We start from the raw sequence: 17,732 nt of genomic DNA, 5'->3' as shown, positions 1-17,732 counted from the left end.
ACATGCGCGCCTTCCGACCACAGAATGTGCTTGCCTATGCCTTCCTCGCACCGGCTTTATTATTGCTTGCCTTGTTTTCATTCTGGCCGGTGTTGTACGGTTCGTATCTGAGCTTGACGGATTTCAGTCTGGTGCGGGCCACGCATTGGGTCGGCCTGGACAATTACCGCTATATCGTCGGTAATGCGATGTTCGTCAACGGCCTGAAAAACTCGCTCTTGTTTTTGCTGATCGTCCCCTTTATCCAGATCGGCGCGATCGTACTGGCGACGCTGGTGAATACCCAATTGCCAGCGATCCGCTGGTTTCGCGCAGCGTATTACGTGCCGGTGGTGACGACGGTGGCAGTGGTCGGGATCATGTGGGGCTTCATGTTTCATGATCAGGGCGCATTGAATTATGTGCTGTTGAAACTGCATGCCATCAACCGACCGCTCGGTTGGTTGTCGGACGATAGTCTGGCGATTTTTTCCATCATGTTCGTCTCGCTGTGGCGCGGACTGGGCTGGTATATGGTGATGTACCTGGCGGCGCTGCAATCGATCCCTGCCGAGATGCAGGAGGCGGCGCTGCTCGATGGCGCCAACCTGTGGCAACGCTTCTGGAGGATCACTGTGCCGATGTTATTTCCGACCATCATGGTCTGCACCATCATGTCGGTATTGGCGGCGCTGAAGGCCTATCAGGAAGTCGATGTCCTGACTCAGGGCGGGCCGATGAATTCGACTTTCACGGCGCTTTACTACGCTTACGATCAAGGGCTGAAACATCTGAAATTGCCACGCGGCCTGGCGGCGAGTTTTGTGATGTCGCTGTCGTGCATCGCGATTGCCCTGGTTTGCCTGCGTTACCTTAGGCCGAGGCATAGATGATCGCGCATTCTGTTCAGCGTAATTTTAAAATTGCCTTGCAATATGCGGTGCTGATTGCATTGGCAGTGCTATGCGTATTTCCGTTCTGGTGGACGCTGGTAGTGGCGGTTTCCACCGAGGGTAATATTTTTGAATTCCCGCCCAGCTTTATGCCGCAGGCGGTGTCGCTGGATAATTTTATCGAAGTGTTTCGCGTGATCCCGATGATCGCGTTTTACAAGAATTCTCTGTTGATTACGACGTCCACCGTGTGCTGGAAATTGCTGCTGTGTTCGCTGGCTGCCTACCCCTTGTCGCGCATGCGCTTCAGCGGCAGCAAGCTGGTGTTTGGCCTGATACTGGCGACCATGATCTTGCCGTCGGAAGTGAATTTTCTGGTGAACTTCATTACCCTGACCAAGATAGGATTGGTCAATACCTACACCGGCGTGATCTTGCCGAATGTGGTGACCGCAGTATCGATTCTGTTGCTGAAACAAGCCTTCGATGAAGTGCCGCAAGACTTGATCGATGCGGCACGCGTCGATGGCGCGCCGGAGTGGATTATTTTTTGGAAAATCGTTCTGCCCCTGATCTCGCCTTGGTTGGCGACGGTCGGGATTTTGACCGCGGTCGAAGCCTGGAATGATTACATCTGGCCGTCGATAGTGATCAGCAAGCCCGACGATTTTCCTTTGTCGGCAGGCGTACTGTATTTGCGCGGCACTTACGGCAGCAGCACGCGGGTGATTGCCGCCGGCACTATTTTGACGATCGCGCCGATACTCGTCGCATTTTTATTTACCCAGCGCTTTTTTATGCGCGGCATGGATGGAGCAGTGAAATGACTTTAGAAGTGAAGCAAGCGAATGCAAACTCAATTACCAACCCAGTTGCCAATTCAACTGCAAACTTAAGCGCAAAAGAAATTGCCGGACAACTGATCATGATACGCATGCCGGGTACCTCGCTGGATGCAGAGATGGCGCAATTTTTACGCGACCATCATATCCGCGCGGTGTGCCTGTTCCGCCAGAACATGGTCGACGCGCAGCAGCTCTCCAAATTGACCGCCGATCTGCGTGAGGTGATGGGACCGGGTGCCTTGATCGGGATTGATCAGGAAGGCGGAGCGGTGGTGCGCGCTACCTGGGTACCGCAACCACCCGCCGCGATGTCGCTGGGTGCCAGCGACGATCCAGAGCTATGTCGTGCCGTCGGTGCCGCGGTGGCGCGTGGCATCAGGTCCCTGGGCTTTAACTGGAATTTCGCACCGGTGCTTGACCTCAACAACAACGTCGATAATCCGGTGATCTCAGAGCGCTCGTTTGGCTCTGATCCGCACAAGGCCAGCCGCCTGGCGATGGCGTGGATGGAAGGCAGCTTGTCCGAGGGCGTGGCCTGCTGCGTCAAACATTTCCCCGGACATGGCGATACCAACGTTGATTCGCATCGTGATCTGCCGACGGTGGATAAGTCGCGTGCAGAACTCGATGCACTCGAATTTGCGCCTTTCCGTATCGCTAAAAACGATGCGCCAGCCATGATGACCGCGCACATCGTGTATCCCGCGCTGGATGCCGATTATCCCGCCACCATGTCGAAAAAAATCCTGACCGGCATCTTGCGCGACGAATGGCATTACCAGGGCGTGGTCATCACCGACGGCATGGACATGCATGCGATTGCCGGACGCTACGGCGCAGGCAAAGCCGCCGTCATCGCACTCGATGCCGGTGCCGACCTGGTGATGGCATTGGGCACCAGAGAAACCCAGACCGAGACTCTGGCAGCGTTGACAGAGGCAATACAAAACGGACAAATCGATCCGGCGGGATTGCAACAGCGCCTGGCACGCATCGCCAAACTCACGCAACATTATCCCTGCCAGCGAACCGTCTATCAAACCGAAGCGCAAGACCTGCGCTTGATGGCAGACGGCTGGAAGCGCGGATTGACGCCTTACCGCCATCCTGAAGCGCCAGCGCCGGGCAGTAAAGTGCGGCTGGTCATCAGCGCCAACGTGGTCAGCGACGGCGTCTCCGAAGCCGGTATCCGATCCGAAAAAGTCAGCGCGATGCTGAGCGAGATTTACGATGTCGATACCGTGCAATTCGATAACGCCCATCATTTTGACTGGGGTGCTTTGCCGGATGACGGTCGCTTCACGATACTTGCCTCGACCATTCGCTTGCGGTACAGCGAAAAAATTCGCCAGGAGTGGAAGCCAGATTTGCACCTGGTGTTATGGAATCCGTTTCAGTCATTGGATATACAAGCCCCGGCGCTGATCACGTATGGCTTTGCCGCGCCGGCAGTAGAGGCGGTGGCAGCGTGGTTCCGCGGCGATATTGTAGCGAGCGGCAAATTGCCGGTTGCAGGTTTTGATGCCTGAGGCATTTGCGGTAACCGGAGCGGTGCGCATGGCGCACCCTACGTGATCAGTTCGTAAAATCTAAAAAGTACCGGAACAAAAATGGCTCAAGTCCGACTACGCAACATCACCAAACACTACAGCGATACCAAAGTCATTCACGGTATCGATCTCGATGTCCAGGACGGCGAATTCATGGTCTTCGTCGGCCCCTCGGGCTGCGGTAAATCAACGCTGTTGCGCATGATCGCAGGATTGGAAGACATCACCGATGGCGAGCTGCTCATCGCGGGACAACGAGCTAACGACATCCCGCCAGCCAAACGCGGCCTCGCGATGGTGTTCCAGTCCTACGCCTTATATCCGCACATGTCGGTCTACGACAATATGGCATTCAGCCTGAAGATGGCAGGACAAAAAAAGCAGCAGGTCGATGAAGCTGTGCAACAGGCGGCGCAGATACTCCAGATCAGCCATCTGCTGCTACGCAAGCCAAAAGATCTGTCCGGCGGTCAGCGCCAGCGGGTCGCCATCGGTCGCGCGATTGTGCGTCAGCCAAAATTGTTTTTATTCGATGAGCCGCTCTCCAATCTCGATGCCAGCCTGCGCGTACAAATGCGGATTGAACTCAGCCGCCTGCATCAGGAGTTAAAAACCACGATGATCTATGTAACCCATGATCAGGTCGAGGCGATGACATTGGGGCAGCGTATTGTCGTATTCAATGCAGGAAAAATAGAGCAACTCGGCACGCCATTGGAATTGTACGAACGCCCGGCGAACCTGTTTGTCGCGGGATTCTTAGGCGCGCCGAAGATGAATTTCCTGAGCGCCGAAGTGATGGCACTCACTGACGGTCGGGCGCAATTGCGTTTAATCGATGGCAGCAACCTGACGCTGCCTGTGCAGGAAGCGCAAATCCAGGCCGGCGATACGCTCACACTGGGGATACGCGCGGAGCAACTGAGCTTGCCGCTGGAGAAACATCAGTCAGCGGCAACGCACATACTGAACCTCAACGTGGATTTCGTTGAGCATCTGGGCGATGCCTCGGTGATCTATGGACGCCTGGAGAACGACCAACAAAGTCTTGCGATGAAACTCAGTTCGGAGGTCTGCGCCACCTTGCCTGCGCTAAAACCAGGTAGCCGGATCGCTGTGATGATGCCCTTATCCCGTTGCCATCTGTTTGATGCATCCGGGCAGGCTTGCCGACGCTGGACAAGCTGAGGCAAGCTCGATACGTTCTGAATAAAACCGCTCGCACCTTTGTTGATGCTGGAGTGAATGGCTTTGTTAAAGTAATCGGCGACACTGCGATTAAGCCGTTTCAATAACTTTTTCCTCATCCTTGATGTTCAAGAAACGCGACAAGAGCAAGACCGGCAAGGCTGAAATCAAAGCCCAGACAAAGAAATGCTTATAGCCCAGCGCAACCTGAATATCGCCGCTGATCATCTTGAATAAGACAAAACCCAATTGCATCACGCCGGTGCCGAGGGCATAGTGGGCAGTCTGGTATTTGCCGACCGCGACCACTTGCATGATGAACAGAATCACGCCGACAAAACCGAATCCGTAACCGAACATTTCTACGCTGAGTGCCGTGGCGACAATGGCCAGATTACCGGGCAGGCTGGTGCTCAGGAAAACGAAAACCAGATTCGGTAAATTCATCGCGACGATCAGGACGGGCAGGGCGCGGCGCAAGCCCAGCCATGAAGTGAAATAGCCACCGAGCACGCTGCCTGCCAAAAATGCGATCGTGCCCGCAGTGCCGTACACAATCCCGACTTCATCGGTACTCAGGCCGAGGCCGCCGAGTTCCTTGGCATCACGCAAAAACAAAGGGCCGATGGTCTGCACTTGACCTTCACCGGCGCGAAACAAGATGATAAAAATAATCGCAATCCAGATGCCCGGCTTTTTAAAGAAATCGACGATCACATCTTTGAGCGTCAGGAAAACCCCGCTCATCGACTTTTCCATCGGCAGGTTTTTTGTGCCGGGCAAGGCCCAACTGTGATACAGCCCCAAGGTGATCATCATCACGCCGAGAATGCCGAAGATAATCATCCAGGCATGCGCTGCGTCCATTTGTTTTTCCAGATAGCCCGCCAGGATGACCAGGCCGCCAAGAGAGATAAATTTAGCCGCGTTGAAGAAAGCCCCTTGCCAGCCCGCGTAGGCCGCCTGCTGCTTATTGCTGAGACTCGCGATGTATAGGCCATCGGCAGCGATATCATGGGTGGCCGAGGCGATCGCCACCACGCCGAGCAAGGCAACGCTGATCGCAAAATACAGGGGCAATTGCAATGACAGCGCGACTAGGCCGAGACTGGCACCGCCGATTAACTGAAAAATGACCACGATCATTTTTTTACTGCTGGCGGCTTCCAGAAATGGACTCCACAAGGATTTAAATACCCACGCCAGGCCAATCAGACCAGTCCAATGCGCGATCTGATCATTGGGTACGCCCAGGCTCTTGTACATCAATCCTGCAATCAGGGCGACTGCATAGAATGGCAAGCCTTCGGCCAGGTACAGGGTCGGCACCCAGGTCATAGGGTGGCGGCGAGTGGTCTGTTCAGTTGTCATCGTGATGGTCCCTCAGGGTTTGCGGCTGGCTGCCAGTCTGGTTCTGCTCGTTGCTGCACGGAGTCGGTGGCAGAATGCAATCCAATTTGTCTCAGCGCACAACATACAAGGTGGTAAAAATCAGGTCAACTGGTTTTATTTAAATAATGCCACTTTAACTCCACTGACATGAGCGATAGATTGAATTCATTGTATTTTCGTTTAAATTCTTGCTAAATCTATTTAATTCTTTTAAATGGAATTTTCCACAATGCGGCAAACTGTTGCAGCTTTGCTGAAAAATCAGATGTTTTGACAACTGGTATGGTGTGATTTTTTTTGCTGAAAAATGAAGCAAAGAAGGCGGAGGAGAATGTGATTTGAAAATTCTTGCTATGGATTTTGATTGTCTCAGGATGCTGCGAATCAAGGCATCGGTAAAAACTGGTATCTGCTGATTTAACTTATTCTTTGTGATCACTTGCGCAAAACCACAAGCTGCTTGCCACCATCCAGATTGAATCCGCAGGCTGGATGCGGCTTTCAGAGACATTGTGTGCCAACAGGCGCACCCGGCTTGCGGGTTCGTTTTAATCCATACGCTGTAGAGTCCTTCCTCTTGCCTTTTCTCTGTGTCTCTGTGTTTCTGTGGTGAGAGGTTTTGGGTTTTGCGTAAGTTATATCAATGAAGTTTCGAGGTGATCACAATGGATTGAGGATGCGGCGGCCCGGCAGGCGCATCCCCGTCAGCTTTGGTTCGTGGTGCAGGATAGGTGGTGTGCGACCTTGAGCGGCAAACGCTCAGGTTTTCGCAGGCTTGACCACTAAGGCCACGCCGAGCAAGGCGATTACCATGCCGATTGCAGCGGTCATGGTAAAACGCTCGCCAAACATCAGCCAGGCCATCACTGCAGTGACTGGCGGTACCAGATACATGTAGCTGGTGACCTTGGTCGCTTCGCCGTGGCGTATCAGGATAAACAATACTGAAATGCCGACGCCGGACAGGACGAAGACCGACCATGCCATGGCGCCAAAAAATTGCGGCGTCCATTGTATGGTTTGCGTTTCCAGCATCAGGGCGAAAGGTAATGTCAACAGCAATGAGGCGGCAAACTGGATTACCTGACCGGTGCGTACATCAAACGATGGGCAGGTTTTCTTTTGGTAGAGCGTGCCTATGGTCATCGATAGCAAGGCCATCACGGCAAGCGCAATGCTGGCGCCGGACAAGCCAACCATTGAGATTTTATTTGCGACCACCAGGCCTACGCCGAGGAGGCCGAAGCCTAGGCCCAGCCATTGTTTGCCCTGGGTTTTTTCACCGATCGCAGGCCCGAGTATCGCGGTCAGAATAGGTTGGGTATTGACGATCAATGCTGCCAGACCCGCTGGCATGCCCAGTTTTACCGCACACCAGACGCCGCCAAGATAACCGGCTTGCATCAGCACGCCAGCTACCGCGATATGCGGCCATGCCTGGCGTGCCGGCCAAGGGGCGCGCATGCCTACGGCGAGCGCACCCATGAACAATATGACGCCAAGGTAGCGCAGGCACAGAAAGCTCAATGGCTCGGCATAAGGCAAGCCGTATTTGGCAACGACATAGCCAGAGGCCCAGATGAAAATAAAAACCACGGGAGCGAAGCGAAGCAGGGGGGATTTGTGTGAAGTCATTGAACAGGGTACAAGCCGGCAGAAGGCAAAACACCGGCATAGCTAATCGAAAGAACCTAGCGTATTTTTACATGAAACGCCTCTGTAAAGGGCGACATAACAGATGAAAAAAACCTGCGCTTATGGAGGATAAGCACAGGTTTTTTTCATGCTGCTGCATGGTGCTGATCTGCCCGCTGGCAGAGCAACACCGGATCAGAATCAGGCCAGGTTCGCCGCTGCAAAATCCCAGTTGACCAAGGCCCAGAATGCTTCCAGATATTTTGGACGTGCATTGCGGTAGTCGATGTAATAAGCGTGTTCCCACAGATCGCAAGTGATCAATGGCTTGTCGGTTGTGGTCAAAGGCGTGGCCGCATTCGATGTGTTGACAATGTCTAATGTGCCGTCAGCTTTTTTCACCAGCCAGGTCCAGGAAGAACCGAAGTTGCCGATGCAGGATTTGGTGAAGGCTTCTTTGAATGCGTCGAAAGAACCCCATTTTGCATTGATCGCATCAGCCAGTGCGCCGGTCGGTGCGCCGCCGCCGTTTGGCTTCAAGCCGTTCCAGTAGAAGGTGTGGTTCCAGATCTGGGCGGAATTATTGAACACGCCGCCGGAGGATTTTTTAACGATCTCTTCCAGGGAAGCGTTTTCAAATTCTGTCCCTTTGATCAGGTTGTTCAGGTTGGTCACATAGGTCTGGTGGTGTTTGCCATAGTGATATTCCAAAGTTTCTTTGGAGATATGCGGGGCTAAAGCGTCCAGTGCATAGGGCAATGCCGGTAGGGTATGTTCCATTGTGCTTCCTTTGTTGTTCGTGGTTCGGGGAAAACCTTCATTGTAATAGCTTAATGCCATGCTTGCAGCTATCCGGTGATTTTCGAATGCGATTAAATTTCTTCAGAACGGCAAAATTTTTAAATAGCCGGCATTTTGCCGTCGCCAGCTTAGTCCAGGTCCGCTTGCACGCTACTGATGCCGATTTCCGCAGTGCCGTCAGCCAGCCGGACCGAGACCAGGCTATGTGGTTGCAAGTCTTTATTTGAACGTATCAGCTTGCCTTTGCGGTCGCTGAGTATCGCATAGCCGCGTTCCAGGGTTCTTTGCGGATTCAGCATTTCTAACTGGGCGCTGAGATTACCCAGTCTGCCTCGTTGCGCGTCTGTTTGTCGCTGGAAGGCGGACGCAAACCGGCGTTGCTGTTCTTGCAGATGAATACGTTCGGTATCGAGGTCGGGACGCTGCGCCTGGAGCCGGGTTCGCATATTCAGCAGACGGGAATGCGCTTGCTGGCGCGGCATGGCACTGGCGTAACGCAGGCTTTGTGCGGCACGTTCCAGGTTCTGGCGCTTTGCCTTGATGGCGTTGACAGGGCTGACTAAACGGCGTGTCAGCCAGTCGAGGGTTTGATTGTGTGCAGCCAATTGGCGCTGCATGGCGCGCTCTGCATGCCGGCGATATTGGGTGAGCTTGTCCAGCCAGTCGGCGCGTGGCGTGGCCGCCAATTCTGCTGCGGCAGTCGGCGTTGCGGCGCGTATATCGGCGACAAAATCGGCAATCGTGAAGTCGGTTTCATGACCCACACCGCTGATTACGGGCATGGTGCAATGTATGATGGTCCGGGCGACGATTTCTTCGTTGAATGCCCACAGATCTTCAATGCTGCCGCCGCCGCGGCAGACCAACAGCACATCGCATTCTGCACGCGCCGACGCGGTCGCAATCGCCTGCGCGATCTTATTCGCGGCACCTTCGCCCTGCACCGGCGTCGGATACAGAATGACCTGAATATGCGGCGCCCGTCTTTGCAGCGCGCTCAGGATATCGCGCAAGGCCGCTGCCTGCGGGCTGCTGACGATGCCGATGGTTTTGACAAAATTCGGAATCGGACGCTTGCGTGCCGGATCGAACAGGCCTTCCTGATCCAACCTGGCTTTCAATTGCAGGAATGCCTCATACAAATTACCCATGCCGGCACGGCGTATGGCTTCGACGTTGATCTGATAATCGCCTCGCGGCGCATACAGGCTGACCAGCGCGCGGACTTCCACCTTGTCACCTTCACGTGGCATGAAGTCGGCGTATTGGGCGCGCCCGCGGAACATCACGGCACGCACTTGAGCGCCCGCATCCTTTAAAGTGAAATACCAATGTCCAGATGCGGCGCGGGTAAAATTCGATATTTCACCGGAAACCCACGTCAGCGGGATGTTTCGTTCCAATAACTGAGCCACTGCCTGGTTCAGCGCCGAGACTGTGATCACGGACAGCATCGTTACTGGGCTTGAAGAATGAAATTCAAAGGTCATAAAGCGTTTAAAGCTAAAAGCTGTCCACAGAAAGAAGAGGTGGCCCTCAGAATGTCATTAAGTGTTGCGCATGTCAAAAGCAATCTAGAATATTCTTCCAAGTTATTGATTTTTAATGAATTAGTATTTTTCTACATTTTTTTGAAAAAAAGAAAAATCCTTAATAATCAAGGACTTTAGCGATAAGTCTTCATCTTGTTCACAAAGTTATCCACAGTATGAGTGGATAAAGCCCGGTACTTTAATGAATTATGGCAATCGTTTGCCTTGCCTAAATTATTTGCACTAAGCCAATATTTAATTAAAACAAAGACTTAGCGATAATCACTATGCTTGTACACAATCTTGTCCACAATTTATGTGCAAAAGTAAGCGTTGTTTGTGGATAAGCCTCCCAGGGCGGCGCGTTTAGCTGTCGATTTCGCCAGAATGGATGTTTTTATGCGCTTTGCCTAATTTGCGGGCATCCAAAATAAAATCAATTAAATCAACCGCTTAATCTTATCTGCAAGTCTTCTTCACAGTCTTATCCACAAAAAATGTGCAGAAATGCTGACTTATCCACATTAAACCGGCTCATGCTCAGGCCGGGTAAAAATTTTCCAAAAAATTGGGTATAAATTGGTACAGGCGAGGACAAAGTATGGGTTCCCGGCGGAAAAACGAATTTTGCTCTTTATTTGGGCATCAGCATAATCGCTTTTAAATCAGCAACTTAAGTTCTTGTGCCTGCCTTGTGCACAATGTTGTCCACATAAACTGTGCAGAACTTTTGATGACTGGCCTGCATATTGCGATGAAAATGAAGTTATACGCGCTGCCTAATTCTGTAGCATTGATATTAAATCGAGTGGAATCAAAAGCTTAGCTAGTTCACCTCTACTTATCCACAATCTTGCACACAGAATTTGTGCAAAACTCAGTGAAAATGCTGACCTGCTCAAACAGAAAAAACTAATTGCAGATTTTCATCTTGTGTACTTGCCCACACGCACGCAACGCGCTACATTGCGGGGTTGAATCTCATTTGCTCTCAGGGCTTATGTAAAACTACTCTCGGTATTGTGCTGCCAGCCTGTTGTGTTCAGTTTTAAGCTTGGCGCAGGTGTTGTTTGCTGGGATGATTTTGCGTAATGCCTGATAATCTTCGCACTACCCAGGACTAAGGAGTCACTTTTGTTTGCCATTATCCAAGCGGCTGGTTGGCCTATTTATCTTTTGCTGGTTGCATCGATCATTGCGCTGGCATTAATCATTGAACGCAGTCTGTCGCTGCGTCGTCAGCGCATCCTGCCGCGCACTTTGCTTGATGAAGTGATCCGGGTGTATCACGCAGGCAAAATCAAGCAGGAAGTGATTGACCAGTTGGCGAATAACTCGCCTTTGGGTACCGTGCTTGCGGCTGGTTTGCGTAACGTGAATGCGCCGCGTGAGGTCATGAAAGAATCGATAGAGGAGGCGGGTCGTGGTGTCGCGCATGAGCTGGAGCGGTTTCTGACTACGCTGGGTACGATTGCGTCGCTGGCACCGTTGATGGGTCTGTTCGGTACGGTGGTCGGCATGATTGAGATTTTCGGTTCGCAAAACGCCTCCGGTGCGAATCCGGTGCAACTCGCCCATGGTATTTCGGTAGCCTTGTACAACACGGGTTTTGGCTTGCTGATCGCGATGCCGGCCTTGATTTTTTACCGCCATTTCCGTGCTCTGGTCGATAGCCTGGTGGTCGATATGGAACAGCAGGCGGTGAAGTTTGTTGATACTGTCCACAACGCGAGAAAATAATGAATTTTCGTAAAGGACAGGGACGTGAAGACCCTGAGATCAATCTGATCCCTTTCATCGACGTGTTGTTGGTGATTCTGATTTTCTTGATGGTGACGACGACCTACAGCCGTTTTACGGAGCTGCAAATCACACTGCCGACGGCAGATGCTGAAAAGGCGCAGGATAAACCGAATCAGATCGACATCGGCATTGATGCGCAAGGTCGCTACAAGATCAATAATCAGCCGGTGTCGTTTCTCGATACGGCGACTCTGGCGCAGGACCTGAAGCAAGCCGCCAGTGCTTTGGACGCAGGCAAAGACGGAGCGCAACGCGATCCTGTCGTGATTATCAATGCGGATCGCGCAGCCACCCATCAGTCTGTGATTGATGTCCTGGAAGCGGCGCGCATTGCGGGCCTGGCGAAAGTGACTTTTGCGGCCCAAGCTTCAGGCAAGTCGAAATAATTGCGGTCGCAATTTTGTCGTAAATACACAATAAATCGGGAGTATCTCCATTTGATGGCCTGTTCCGCATATTCTATGTGCGTAATAGGCCATTTAATATTGATACTCAGGTGAGTATGTCGGGAGTTTCTGTTGCAGTCAATACGTTCAAGATGGGAAGCGGGTCTGATGCGCGTTTGGATGCGGCGCGGTGTCTGGGCATGTTTGTTTTGGCCGGTCGCTCAACTATTTCAGTTTTTGCTTGGATTTCGCCTCGGCCTGATTTTGCTTGGCTATCAATCGCAGACGCGCGTCGCCGTGCCGGTGATTGTGGTCGGGAATATTTTTGTCGGCGGCACCGGCAAAACCCCGCTGGTGATTTATCTGGTACAGCAATTGCGTGCGGCAGGCTGGACGCCGGGCGTGATTTCGCGCGGTTATGCGGCTGAGGCCGCTGCCGTGACGCTGGTTACTGCCGATGCGCTGGCGCAAGTCGTCGGTGACGAACCGCTGTTGATACATACGCGAACCAACGCTCCGGTAGTCGTCGGACGTCAGCGGGTGGCCGCGGCGCAGATGTTGCTACTCGCGCATCCTGAAGTCAATGTGATTATTTCTGACGACGGTCTGCAGCATTATGCCTTGGCGCGCGACGTGGAAATCGTTTTATTCGACCAGCGCGGTGTCGGTAATGGCTGGCTGTTACCTGCCGGGCCTTTGCGCGAGCCAGTGCAGCGGCGTCGCGATTTTACCGTGGTCAATCTGCCTGCCGATGCGCCGCTGCCTGCGCTCGGTGTTCCGGCGGATGCACCAGTCCTACGCATGCAATTACTGGCGGGCGCGGTTTATCAATTGTGCGATCCGCAAAAAACGCAAACACTGCAACACCTTGCCAGCACTGCGCTGGAAATCACCGCAGTCGCCGGAATCGGCAATCCGCAGCGGTTTTTTACCATGCTGGCTGCGGCAGGGGTGCAATGCAAGGGCTTGCCCATGCCGGATCACTATGCGTTTCATGCCACAAGTTTTGCGCAAATTACCTCGGACATTATCCTGATGACCGAAAAGGATGCAGTAAAATGTCGTCAACTAGCGGCATTGCGACAAGATGCACGTATCTGGGTGGTGCCGGTCGATGCGCAACTGGATCCCCATTTCGCACAACAAATAATTGAATTGATTTCGGAGAAACAACATGGACGCACGCTTGCTTGATGTCTTGGTCTGCCCTTTGTGCAAAAGCCCTCTGGTGTACGACAAAGCGGCGCAAGAATTGATTTGCAATGCCGATAAACTGGCGTTCCCGATTCGCGATGATATTCCCATCATGTGGGTAGATCAGGCCCGTCAGTTACCAGCGGCTTAATTTTCGGAATCTAAGATCTGTCTATGAGTTTTACCGTCATTATTCCAGCCCGCCTGGCATCGAGTCGCTTGCCAAATAAGCCCTTAGCCGACCTCGGCGGCAAACCGATGGTGGTGCGCACTGCCGAGCGTGCCTTATTGTCTGGCGCGGCGCAAATCATGGTGGCAACAGATCATGCGGATATTCTGGCAGCTTGCCGTGAGCATGGCATTCCGGCATGCATGACGCGTGCCGATCATCCCTCCGGTACCGACCGGATTGCCGAGGTTTCGGCTTTAATGGATTTGCCGAGAGATGCGGTGGTGGTGAATGTGCAGGGGGATGAGCCACTGATTGATCCGGCCCTGATTGCCGCGACAGCCGCTTTGGTGAGTGCACAGGTGCCGATGGCGACTGCCGCGCATCCGCTACATGATGTGCAGGAGGTGTTTAATCCGAATGTCGTGAAAGTCGTGTTGGATAAATTTGGACGGGCTTTGACCTTTTCACGCGCCACGATTCCCTGGCATAGAGATGGCTTCGCCCTGAGTCGCGATACCCTGCCAGCAGCTTATGCGCCTTTGCGACATATCGGTTTGTACGCGTATCGCAATGATTTTTTATTGTCTTACCCGACGCTGGACGTCTCGCCGCTGGAGCAGATCGAAGCCCTCGAGCAATTACGGGTGTTGTGGAATGGACATGCGATTGCGGTGTACGTTACAGACAGCAGTCCGGCGCCTGGCGTAGATACGCCGGAAGACTTGATCAGGGTCAGGACATTCTATTAATGCAATACGCAGCACAGCGAAATTCACATGAAAATACTTGATCAGGCACATGATTTCATGGCAAAGCATCAATAATATAAAAAATTGTGGTAAGTTTCGTGAAAAGATACTGTGATATTACTAGTGCCTCATTTGTATAAAAATAATAAGCACCAAGAACAAAATCACGGCTTCGCAGAAAAATATGGCATCGCAGCCTCAGGCTGTCATGCGCAAGAATATAAACAATTCACCTTATTCAAACTCGTCTTTTAGGAAATAACATGCGTCTTATTTTGTTGGGAGCGCCTGGTGCTGGCAAAGGCACACAGGCTAATTACATCAAAGAAAAATTCAATATTCCGCAAATCTCCACCGGTGACATGCTCAGGGCCGCAGTCAAAGCCGGTACGCCGCTGGGGCTGGCTGCCAAGGCAGTGATGGATGCAGGCGGTCTGGTATCCGACGATATCATCATCGGTCTGGTCAAAGATCGTTTGCAGCAAGCCGATTGCGCGAACGGGTATTTGTTCGACGGTTTTCCACGTACGACTCCGCAAGCCGATGCCATGAAAGATGCTGGCGTTGCTATTGATTATGTATTGGAAATCGACGTTCCTGATGCTGCAATCATCGATCGCATGAGCGGTCGGCGGGTTCACCCTGGCTCAGGTCGGGTATATCACATCAAATACAACCCGCCCAAGGTCGAAGGTAAAGACGACGTAACGGGAGAAGAACTGATCCAGCGTGAAGATGATAAAGAGGAAACCGTCAAAAAGCGCCTGAATGTGTATCACGAACAGACCGAAGTGCTGGTCGGTTACTACGGCGACTGGGCTAAATCCGGCAAGCCGGGGGCGCCGAAGTATCGCAAGATCGCTGGTGTAGGGCCGGTGGAAGCCATCAGAGACAGTGCCTTCGCCGCACTCTCGGAATAAACTAAAAGCGGACCCGCCGGTCCGCTTTTTTCTTGCCTGCCCTGGCAAATGCTTCTCCAGAAAATGAAGGGCAACGGTTAAGTTGTGCAGTACGCAGTGTTCATCGCTATAGGTCACAGGATTGATGATCTGAGAAATGAAAAGTCGTGGTTGTTTTACTTGGTCGCCGTTTTTATATGGTCACAAAAGGCAAATTTGCATTACCCATGCAAAGGATGCTGATAACAATTGGAGGAGTCAACATGGCAGCAGGACTATGGTTTGTGATTGCATGTGGAGTTATCGCCGTGCTCTACGGTCTAGTATCGCGAAGCTGGATTTTAAAACAGGATGCAGGTAACGCCCGTATGCAAGAAATTGCAGCGGCCATACAACAAGGTGCGGCGGCTTACCTGGCCAGGCAATACAGAACGATTGCGATTGTCGGTCTGGTTCTATTCGTTGCGATTGCTGTGTTACTTGGACTGACTACGGCGATGGGCTTCATGGTCGGTGCGGTGCTATCCGGTGCTTGCGGTTTTATCGGGATGAACGTCTCGGTACGCGCCAACGTCAGGACTGCCCAGGCAGCGACCAAGGGCATCAACGAAGCACTCGATGTCGCCTTCAAGGGCGGTGCGATTACAGGCATGCTGGTGGTTGGCCTGGGCCTGCTGGGCGTGACGATTTTTTACTGGATCCTGATGCTGTCTGCGCCGCATGGTTTAGGCTATACCGTGAACCAGCATGATGTGATCCAGCCCTTGATCGGTCTGGCGTTCGGCGCTTCACTGATCTCGATTTTCGCCCGTCTTGGCGGCGGCATTTTTACCAAGGGTGCGGACGTCGGTGCCGATCTGGTGGGCAAGGTGGAAGCCGGCATCCCCGAGGATGATCCGCGCAATCCGGCAGTGATTGCCGATAATGTTGGCGATAACGTCGGTGATTGCGCCGGTATGGCAGCCGATTTGTTTGAAACTTACGTCGTGACTCTGATTGCGACGATGTTGCTGGGCGCACTGGTCATCACGAATGCGACGACGCAGGCGATCGTGTATCCGCTGATGCTGGGTGCCGTCTCGATACTGGCGTCCATCGTCGGTTGCACTATGGTCAAAGCAAAGCCAGGCAAAAAAATCATGTCGGCTTTGTACACGGGACTCTGGTGGGCCGCCGGCCTCTCACTGGTCGGTTTCGCGATTGTCACCTGGGCGGTGATGCCAGAAGATATGCGCATGCCCATGATGGGATCGACGGTCGTCGGTATCGTGCTCACCGGTTTGATGGTCTACATCACTGAATACTATACCGGCACGGATTTCAAGCCGGTACAGCATGTGGCACAGGCATCGACTACCGGTCACGGCACCAATATCATTGCGGGTCTTGGCGTATCGATGAAATCAACCGCCTATCCGGTGCTGGCAGTATGCGCCGCGATTCTGGTGTCGTATTGGCTGGCGGGGCTGTACGGGATTGCGATTGCCGCGACTTCGATGTTGTCGATGGCTGGAATTATCGTGGCCCTGGATGCGTACGGCCCGATTACCGATAACGCGGGCGGTATTGCCGAAATGTCTGAAATGCCCGCCTCGGTGCGTGCCATTACCGATCCTTTGGATGCGGTGGGCAATACCACCAAGGCCGTGACCAAAGGCTATGCAATTGGCTCTGCCGGGCTTGCCGCCCTGGTGTTATTTGCCGACTATACCCATGCGCTCGATTCCGTCGGCAAGAGCACCTCGTTCGATCTGTCGAATCCGCAAGTGATCGTCGGCTTGTTCATTGGCGGCTTGATTCCTTATCTGTTCGGTGCGATGGCGATGGAGGCGGTAGGGCGCGCCGCCGGTGCCGTGGTGGTAGAAGTCCGCCGTCAGTTCAAGGAAATCAAAGGCATCATGGATGGCGGCGGCAAACCTGAATACGATAAAGCGGTCGATATGCTGACTACCTCGGCGATCAAGGAAATGATTTTGCCTTCCTTGTTGCCGGTGATCGTGCCTGTTCTGGTGGGACTGCTGCTGGGACCGGCTGCGCTTGGCGGCTTACTGATGGGAACCATCGTGACCGGCTTATTCGTTGCCATTTCGATGACCACTGGCGGCGGTGCCTGGGACAATGCAAAGAAATATATTGAAGACGGTCATCACGGCGGCAAAGGGTCTGAGGCGCATAAGGCGGCAGTGACCGGTGACACGGTCGGCGATCCTTACAAAGATACCGCCGGTCCGGCAATTAATCCCCTGATCAAGATTATCAATATCGTGGCCTTGTTACTGGTGCCCTTATTGCCTGGAACTGGCGCCGGCACTGCGATGAGCCAAGCGCCAGTGATGCCGGCAGCCATATCGGCAAGCACCAGTTCCGCTATTGCACCAGTCGCTGCGCCAGTGGCCGCATCGCCAGCGACTGCTGCATCAGCGGTTACGCCAATGACCGCAACTGCATCAGCCAGCGAGCCAGTTGCTGCGTCGGGATCGGCGGCGCCGGCAAAATAAATGTGATCCTGCAATGAGAGAGAGGCGGCGCAAAGTCGCCTTTTTCTATTTTGAGTCGCCAAATTTCGGTACAATAGGCACATAGTGACGTTTACGTAAACGTAAGTTTGAGCTGGAGTTTAAATTTAAGCATCACATCGATTAGCCTTACGCAGTTTGCCAGGTTAATGCGGGCTGCACATATCAACGGTATTAATCATCAACAGCATCAATCGA

At 52.9% G+C, this 17,732-nt stretch carries 16 protein-coding genes; 11 read left to right on the top strand and 5 right to left on the bottom strand.

Annotation, left to right across the window (positions count from 1 at the left end; genetic code table 11):
• Positions 1-2: 2 nt before the first annotated feature.
• The 4 genes from LPB67_RS17470 (at position 3) to LPB67_RS17455 (ending at position 4,455) form a co-directional block, all read left to right on the top strand.
• Positions 3-872 (top strand): carbohydrate ABC transporter permease, encoded by an 870-nt coding sequence (locus tag LPB67_RS17470; protein ID WP_262838582.1) that lies wholly within the window; start codon positions 3-5, stop codon positions 870-872.
• Positions 869-1,699 (top strand): carbohydrate ABC transporter permease, encoded by an 831-nt coding sequence (locus tag LPB67_RS17465; protein ID WP_262838581.1) that lies wholly within the window; start codon positions 869-871, stop codon positions 1,697-1,699. Before LPB67_RS17470 ends, LPB67_RS17465 begins: the two co-directional genes overlap by 4 nt.
• Positions 1,696-3,246, top strand: a complete 1,551-nt coding sequence (locus LPB67_RS17460; protein WP_262838580.1) for a glycoside hydrolase family 3 protein — start codon at positions 1,696-1,698, stop codon at positions 3,244-3,246. Before LPB67_RS17465 ends, LPB67_RS17460 begins: the two co-directional genes overlap by 4 nt.
• 81 nt (positions 3,247-3,327) lie before the next feature.
• Entirely contained in the window at positions 3,328-4,455 is a 1,128-nt protein-coding gene (locus LPB67_RS17455; RefSeq protein ID WP_262838579.1) for an ABC transporter ATP-binding protein, read from the top strand.
• A 90-nt stretch (positions 4,456-4,545) separates the two neighbouring features.
• On the opposite strand, the gene LPB67_RS17450 is transcribed toward LPB67_RS17455, so the two are convergent.
• The 5 genes from LPB67_RS17450 to xseA form a co-directional block, all read right to left on the bottom strand.
• A complete protein-coding gene (locus LPB67_RS17450) occupies positions 4,546-5,826 on the bottom strand; it encodes an MFS transporter (protein WP_262838578.1) in 1,281 nt (426 codons plus the stop codon).
• Positions 5,827-5,980: 154 nt separating this feature from the next.
• Positions 5,981-6,358: a hypothetical protein gene (locus LPB67_RS17445; RefSeq protein ID WP_262838577.1), complete on the bottom strand. Its 378-nt coding sequence runs from the start codon at positions 6,356-6,358 to the stop codon at positions 5,981-5,983.
• A 248-nt stretch (positions 6,359-6,606) separates the two neighbouring features.
• Entirely contained in the window at positions 6,607-7,482 is an 876-nt protein-coding gene (locus LPB67_RS17440) for a DMT family transporter (RefSeq protein ID WP_262838576.1), read from the bottom strand.
• Between the two features lie 201 nt (positions 7,483-7,683).
• Positions 7,684-8,262 carry a superoxide dismutase [Fe] gene (gene sodB / locus LPB67_RS17435; protein WP_262838575.1) on the bottom strand — a complete coding sequence of 193 codons (579 nt, stop codon included), beginning with the start codon at positions 8,260-8,262 and terminating at the stop codon, positions 7,684-7,686.
• A gap of 149 nt (positions 8,263-8,411) precedes the next feature.
• Positions 8,412-9,773: an exodeoxyribonuclease VII large subunit gene (xseA, locus tag LPB67_RS17430; protein WP_262838574.1), complete on the bottom strand. Its 1,362-nt coding sequence runs from the start codon at positions 9,771-9,773 to the stop codon at positions 8,412-8,414.
• 1,176 nt (positions 9,774-10,949) lie between these two features.
• Between xseA and LPB67_RS17425 the strand changes: the two genes are divergently transcribed.
• From LPB67_RS17425 to LPB67_RS17395, 7 genes are all read left to right on the top strand, one after another.
• Positions 10,950-11,555: a MotA/TolQ/ExbB proton channel family protein gene (locus LPB67_RS17425; protein ID WP_262838573.1), complete on the top strand. Its 606-nt coding sequence runs from the start codon at positions 10,950-10,952 to the stop codon at positions 11,553-11,555.
• Positions 11,555-12,004, top strand: a complete 450-nt coding sequence (locus LPB67_RS17420) for an ExbD/TolR family protein (protein ID WP_262838572.1) — start codon at positions 11,555-11,557, stop codon at positions 12,002-12,004. Before LPB67_RS17425 ends, LPB67_RS17420 begins: the two co-directional genes overlap by 1 nt.
• Before the next feature lie 168 nt (positions 12,005-12,172).
• Complete coding sequence (gene lpxK, locus LPB67_RS17415) at positions 12,173-13,198, top strand: tetraacyldisaccharide 4'-kinase (RefSeq protein WP_262838571.1); 1,026 nt, start codon at positions 12,173-12,175, stop codon at positions 13,196-13,198.
• Positions 13,179-13,349 (top strand): Trm112 family protein, encoded by a 171-nt coding sequence (locus LPB67_RS17410; protein WP_262838570.1) that lies wholly within the window; start codon positions 13,179-13,181, stop codon positions 13,347-13,349. The genes lpxK and LPB67_RS17410 overlap by 20 nt, the downstream gene beginning before the upstream one ends.
• A gap of 23 nt (positions 13,350-13,372) precedes the next feature.
• A complete protein-coding gene (gene kdsB, locus LPB67_RS17405; protein WP_262838569.1) occupies positions 13,373-14,119 on the top strand; it encodes a 3-deoxy-manno-octulosonate cytidylyltransferase in 747 nt (248 codons plus the stop codon).
• 263 nt (positions 14,120-14,382) lie between these two features.
• Positions 14,383-15,039: an adenylate kinase gene (gene adk, locus LPB67_RS17400; protein WP_262838568.1), complete on the top strand. Its 657-nt coding sequence runs from the start codon at positions 14,383-14,385 to the stop codon at positions 15,037-15,039.
• 242 nt (positions 15,040-15,281) lie between these two features.
• Positions 15,282-17,516 (top strand): sodium-translocating pyrophosphatase, encoded by a 2,235-nt coding sequence (locus LPB67_RS17395; protein ID WP_262838567.1) that lies wholly within the window; start codon positions 15,282-15,284, stop codon positions 17,514-17,516.
• The last annotated feature ends 216 nt before the right edge of the window (positions 17,517-17,732 follow it).

This window comes from Undibacterium sp. Jales W-56 (genome assembly GCF_025548535.1).
Taxonomy (GTDB): Bacteria; Pseudomonadota; Gammaproteobacteria; order Burkholderiales; family Burkholderiaceae_D; genus Undibacterium.
The sequence above is the reverse complement of the archived record's forward strand: the minus strand, read 5'-3'. Positions and strand labels throughout refer to the sequence as shown.

Excerpts from the sequence above, each read along its gene's own strand:
- LPB67_RS17470 (WP_262838582.1), top strand. The coding sequence starts at position 3 with ATGCGCGCCTTCCGACCACAGAATGTGCTTGCCTATGCCTTCCTCGCA.
- LPB67_RS17465 (WP_262838581.1), top strand. The coding sequence starts at position 869 with ATGATCGCGCATTCTGTTCAGCGTAATTTTAAAATTGCCTTGCAATAT.
- LPB67_RS17460 (WP_262838580.1), top strand. The coding sequence starts at position 1,696 with ATGACTTTAGAAGTGAAGCAAGCGAATGCAAACTCAATTACCAACCCA.
- LPB67_RS17455 (WP_262838579.1), top strand. The coding sequence starts at position 3,328 with ATGGCTCAAGTCCGACTACGCAACATCACCAAACACTACAGCGATACC.
- LPB67_RS17450 (WP_262838578.1), bottom strand. The coding sequence starts at position 5,826 with ATGACAACTGAACAGACCACTCGCCGCCACCCTATGACCTGGGTGCCG.
- LPB67_RS17445 (WP_262838577.1), bottom strand. The coding sequence starts at position 6,358 with ATGTCTCTGAAAGCCGCATCCAGCCTGCGGATTCAATCTGGATGGTGG.
- LPB67_RS17440 (WP_262838576.1), bottom strand. The coding sequence starts at position 7,482 with ATGACTTCACACAAATCCCCCCTGCTTCGCTTCGCTCCCGTGGTTTTT.
- sodB (WP_262838575.1), bottom strand. The coding sequence starts at position 8,262 with ATGGAACATACCCTACCGGCATTGCCCTATGCACTGGACGCTTTAGCC.
- xseA (WP_262838574.1), bottom strand. The coding sequence starts at position 9,773 with ATGACCTTTGAATTTCATTCTTCAAGCCCAGTAACGATGCTGTCCGTG.
- LPB67_RS17420 (WP_262838572.1), top strand. The coding sequence starts at position 11,555 with ATGAATTTTCGTAAAGGACAGGGACGTGAAGACCCTGAGATCAATCTG.
- lpxK (WP_262838571.1), top strand. The coding sequence starts at position 12,173 with ATGCGCGTTTGGATGCGGCGCGGTGTCTGGGCATGTTTGTTTTGGCCG.
- LPB67_RS17410 (WP_262838570.1), top strand. The coding sequence starts at position 13,179 with ATGGACGCACGCTTGCTTGATGTCTTGGTCTGCCCTTTGTGCAAAAGC.
- kdsB (WP_262838569.1), top strand. The coding sequence starts at position 13,373 with ATGAGTTTTACCGTCATTATTCCAGCCCGCCTGGCATCGAGTCGCTTG.
- adk (WP_262838568.1), top strand. The coding sequence starts at position 14,383 with ATGCGTCTTATTTTGTTGGGAGCGCCTGGTGCTGGCAAAGGCACACAG.
- LPB67_RS17395 (WP_262838567.1), top strand. The coding sequence starts at position 15,282 with ATGGCAGCAGGACTATGGTTTGTGATTGCATGTGGAGTTATCGCCGTG.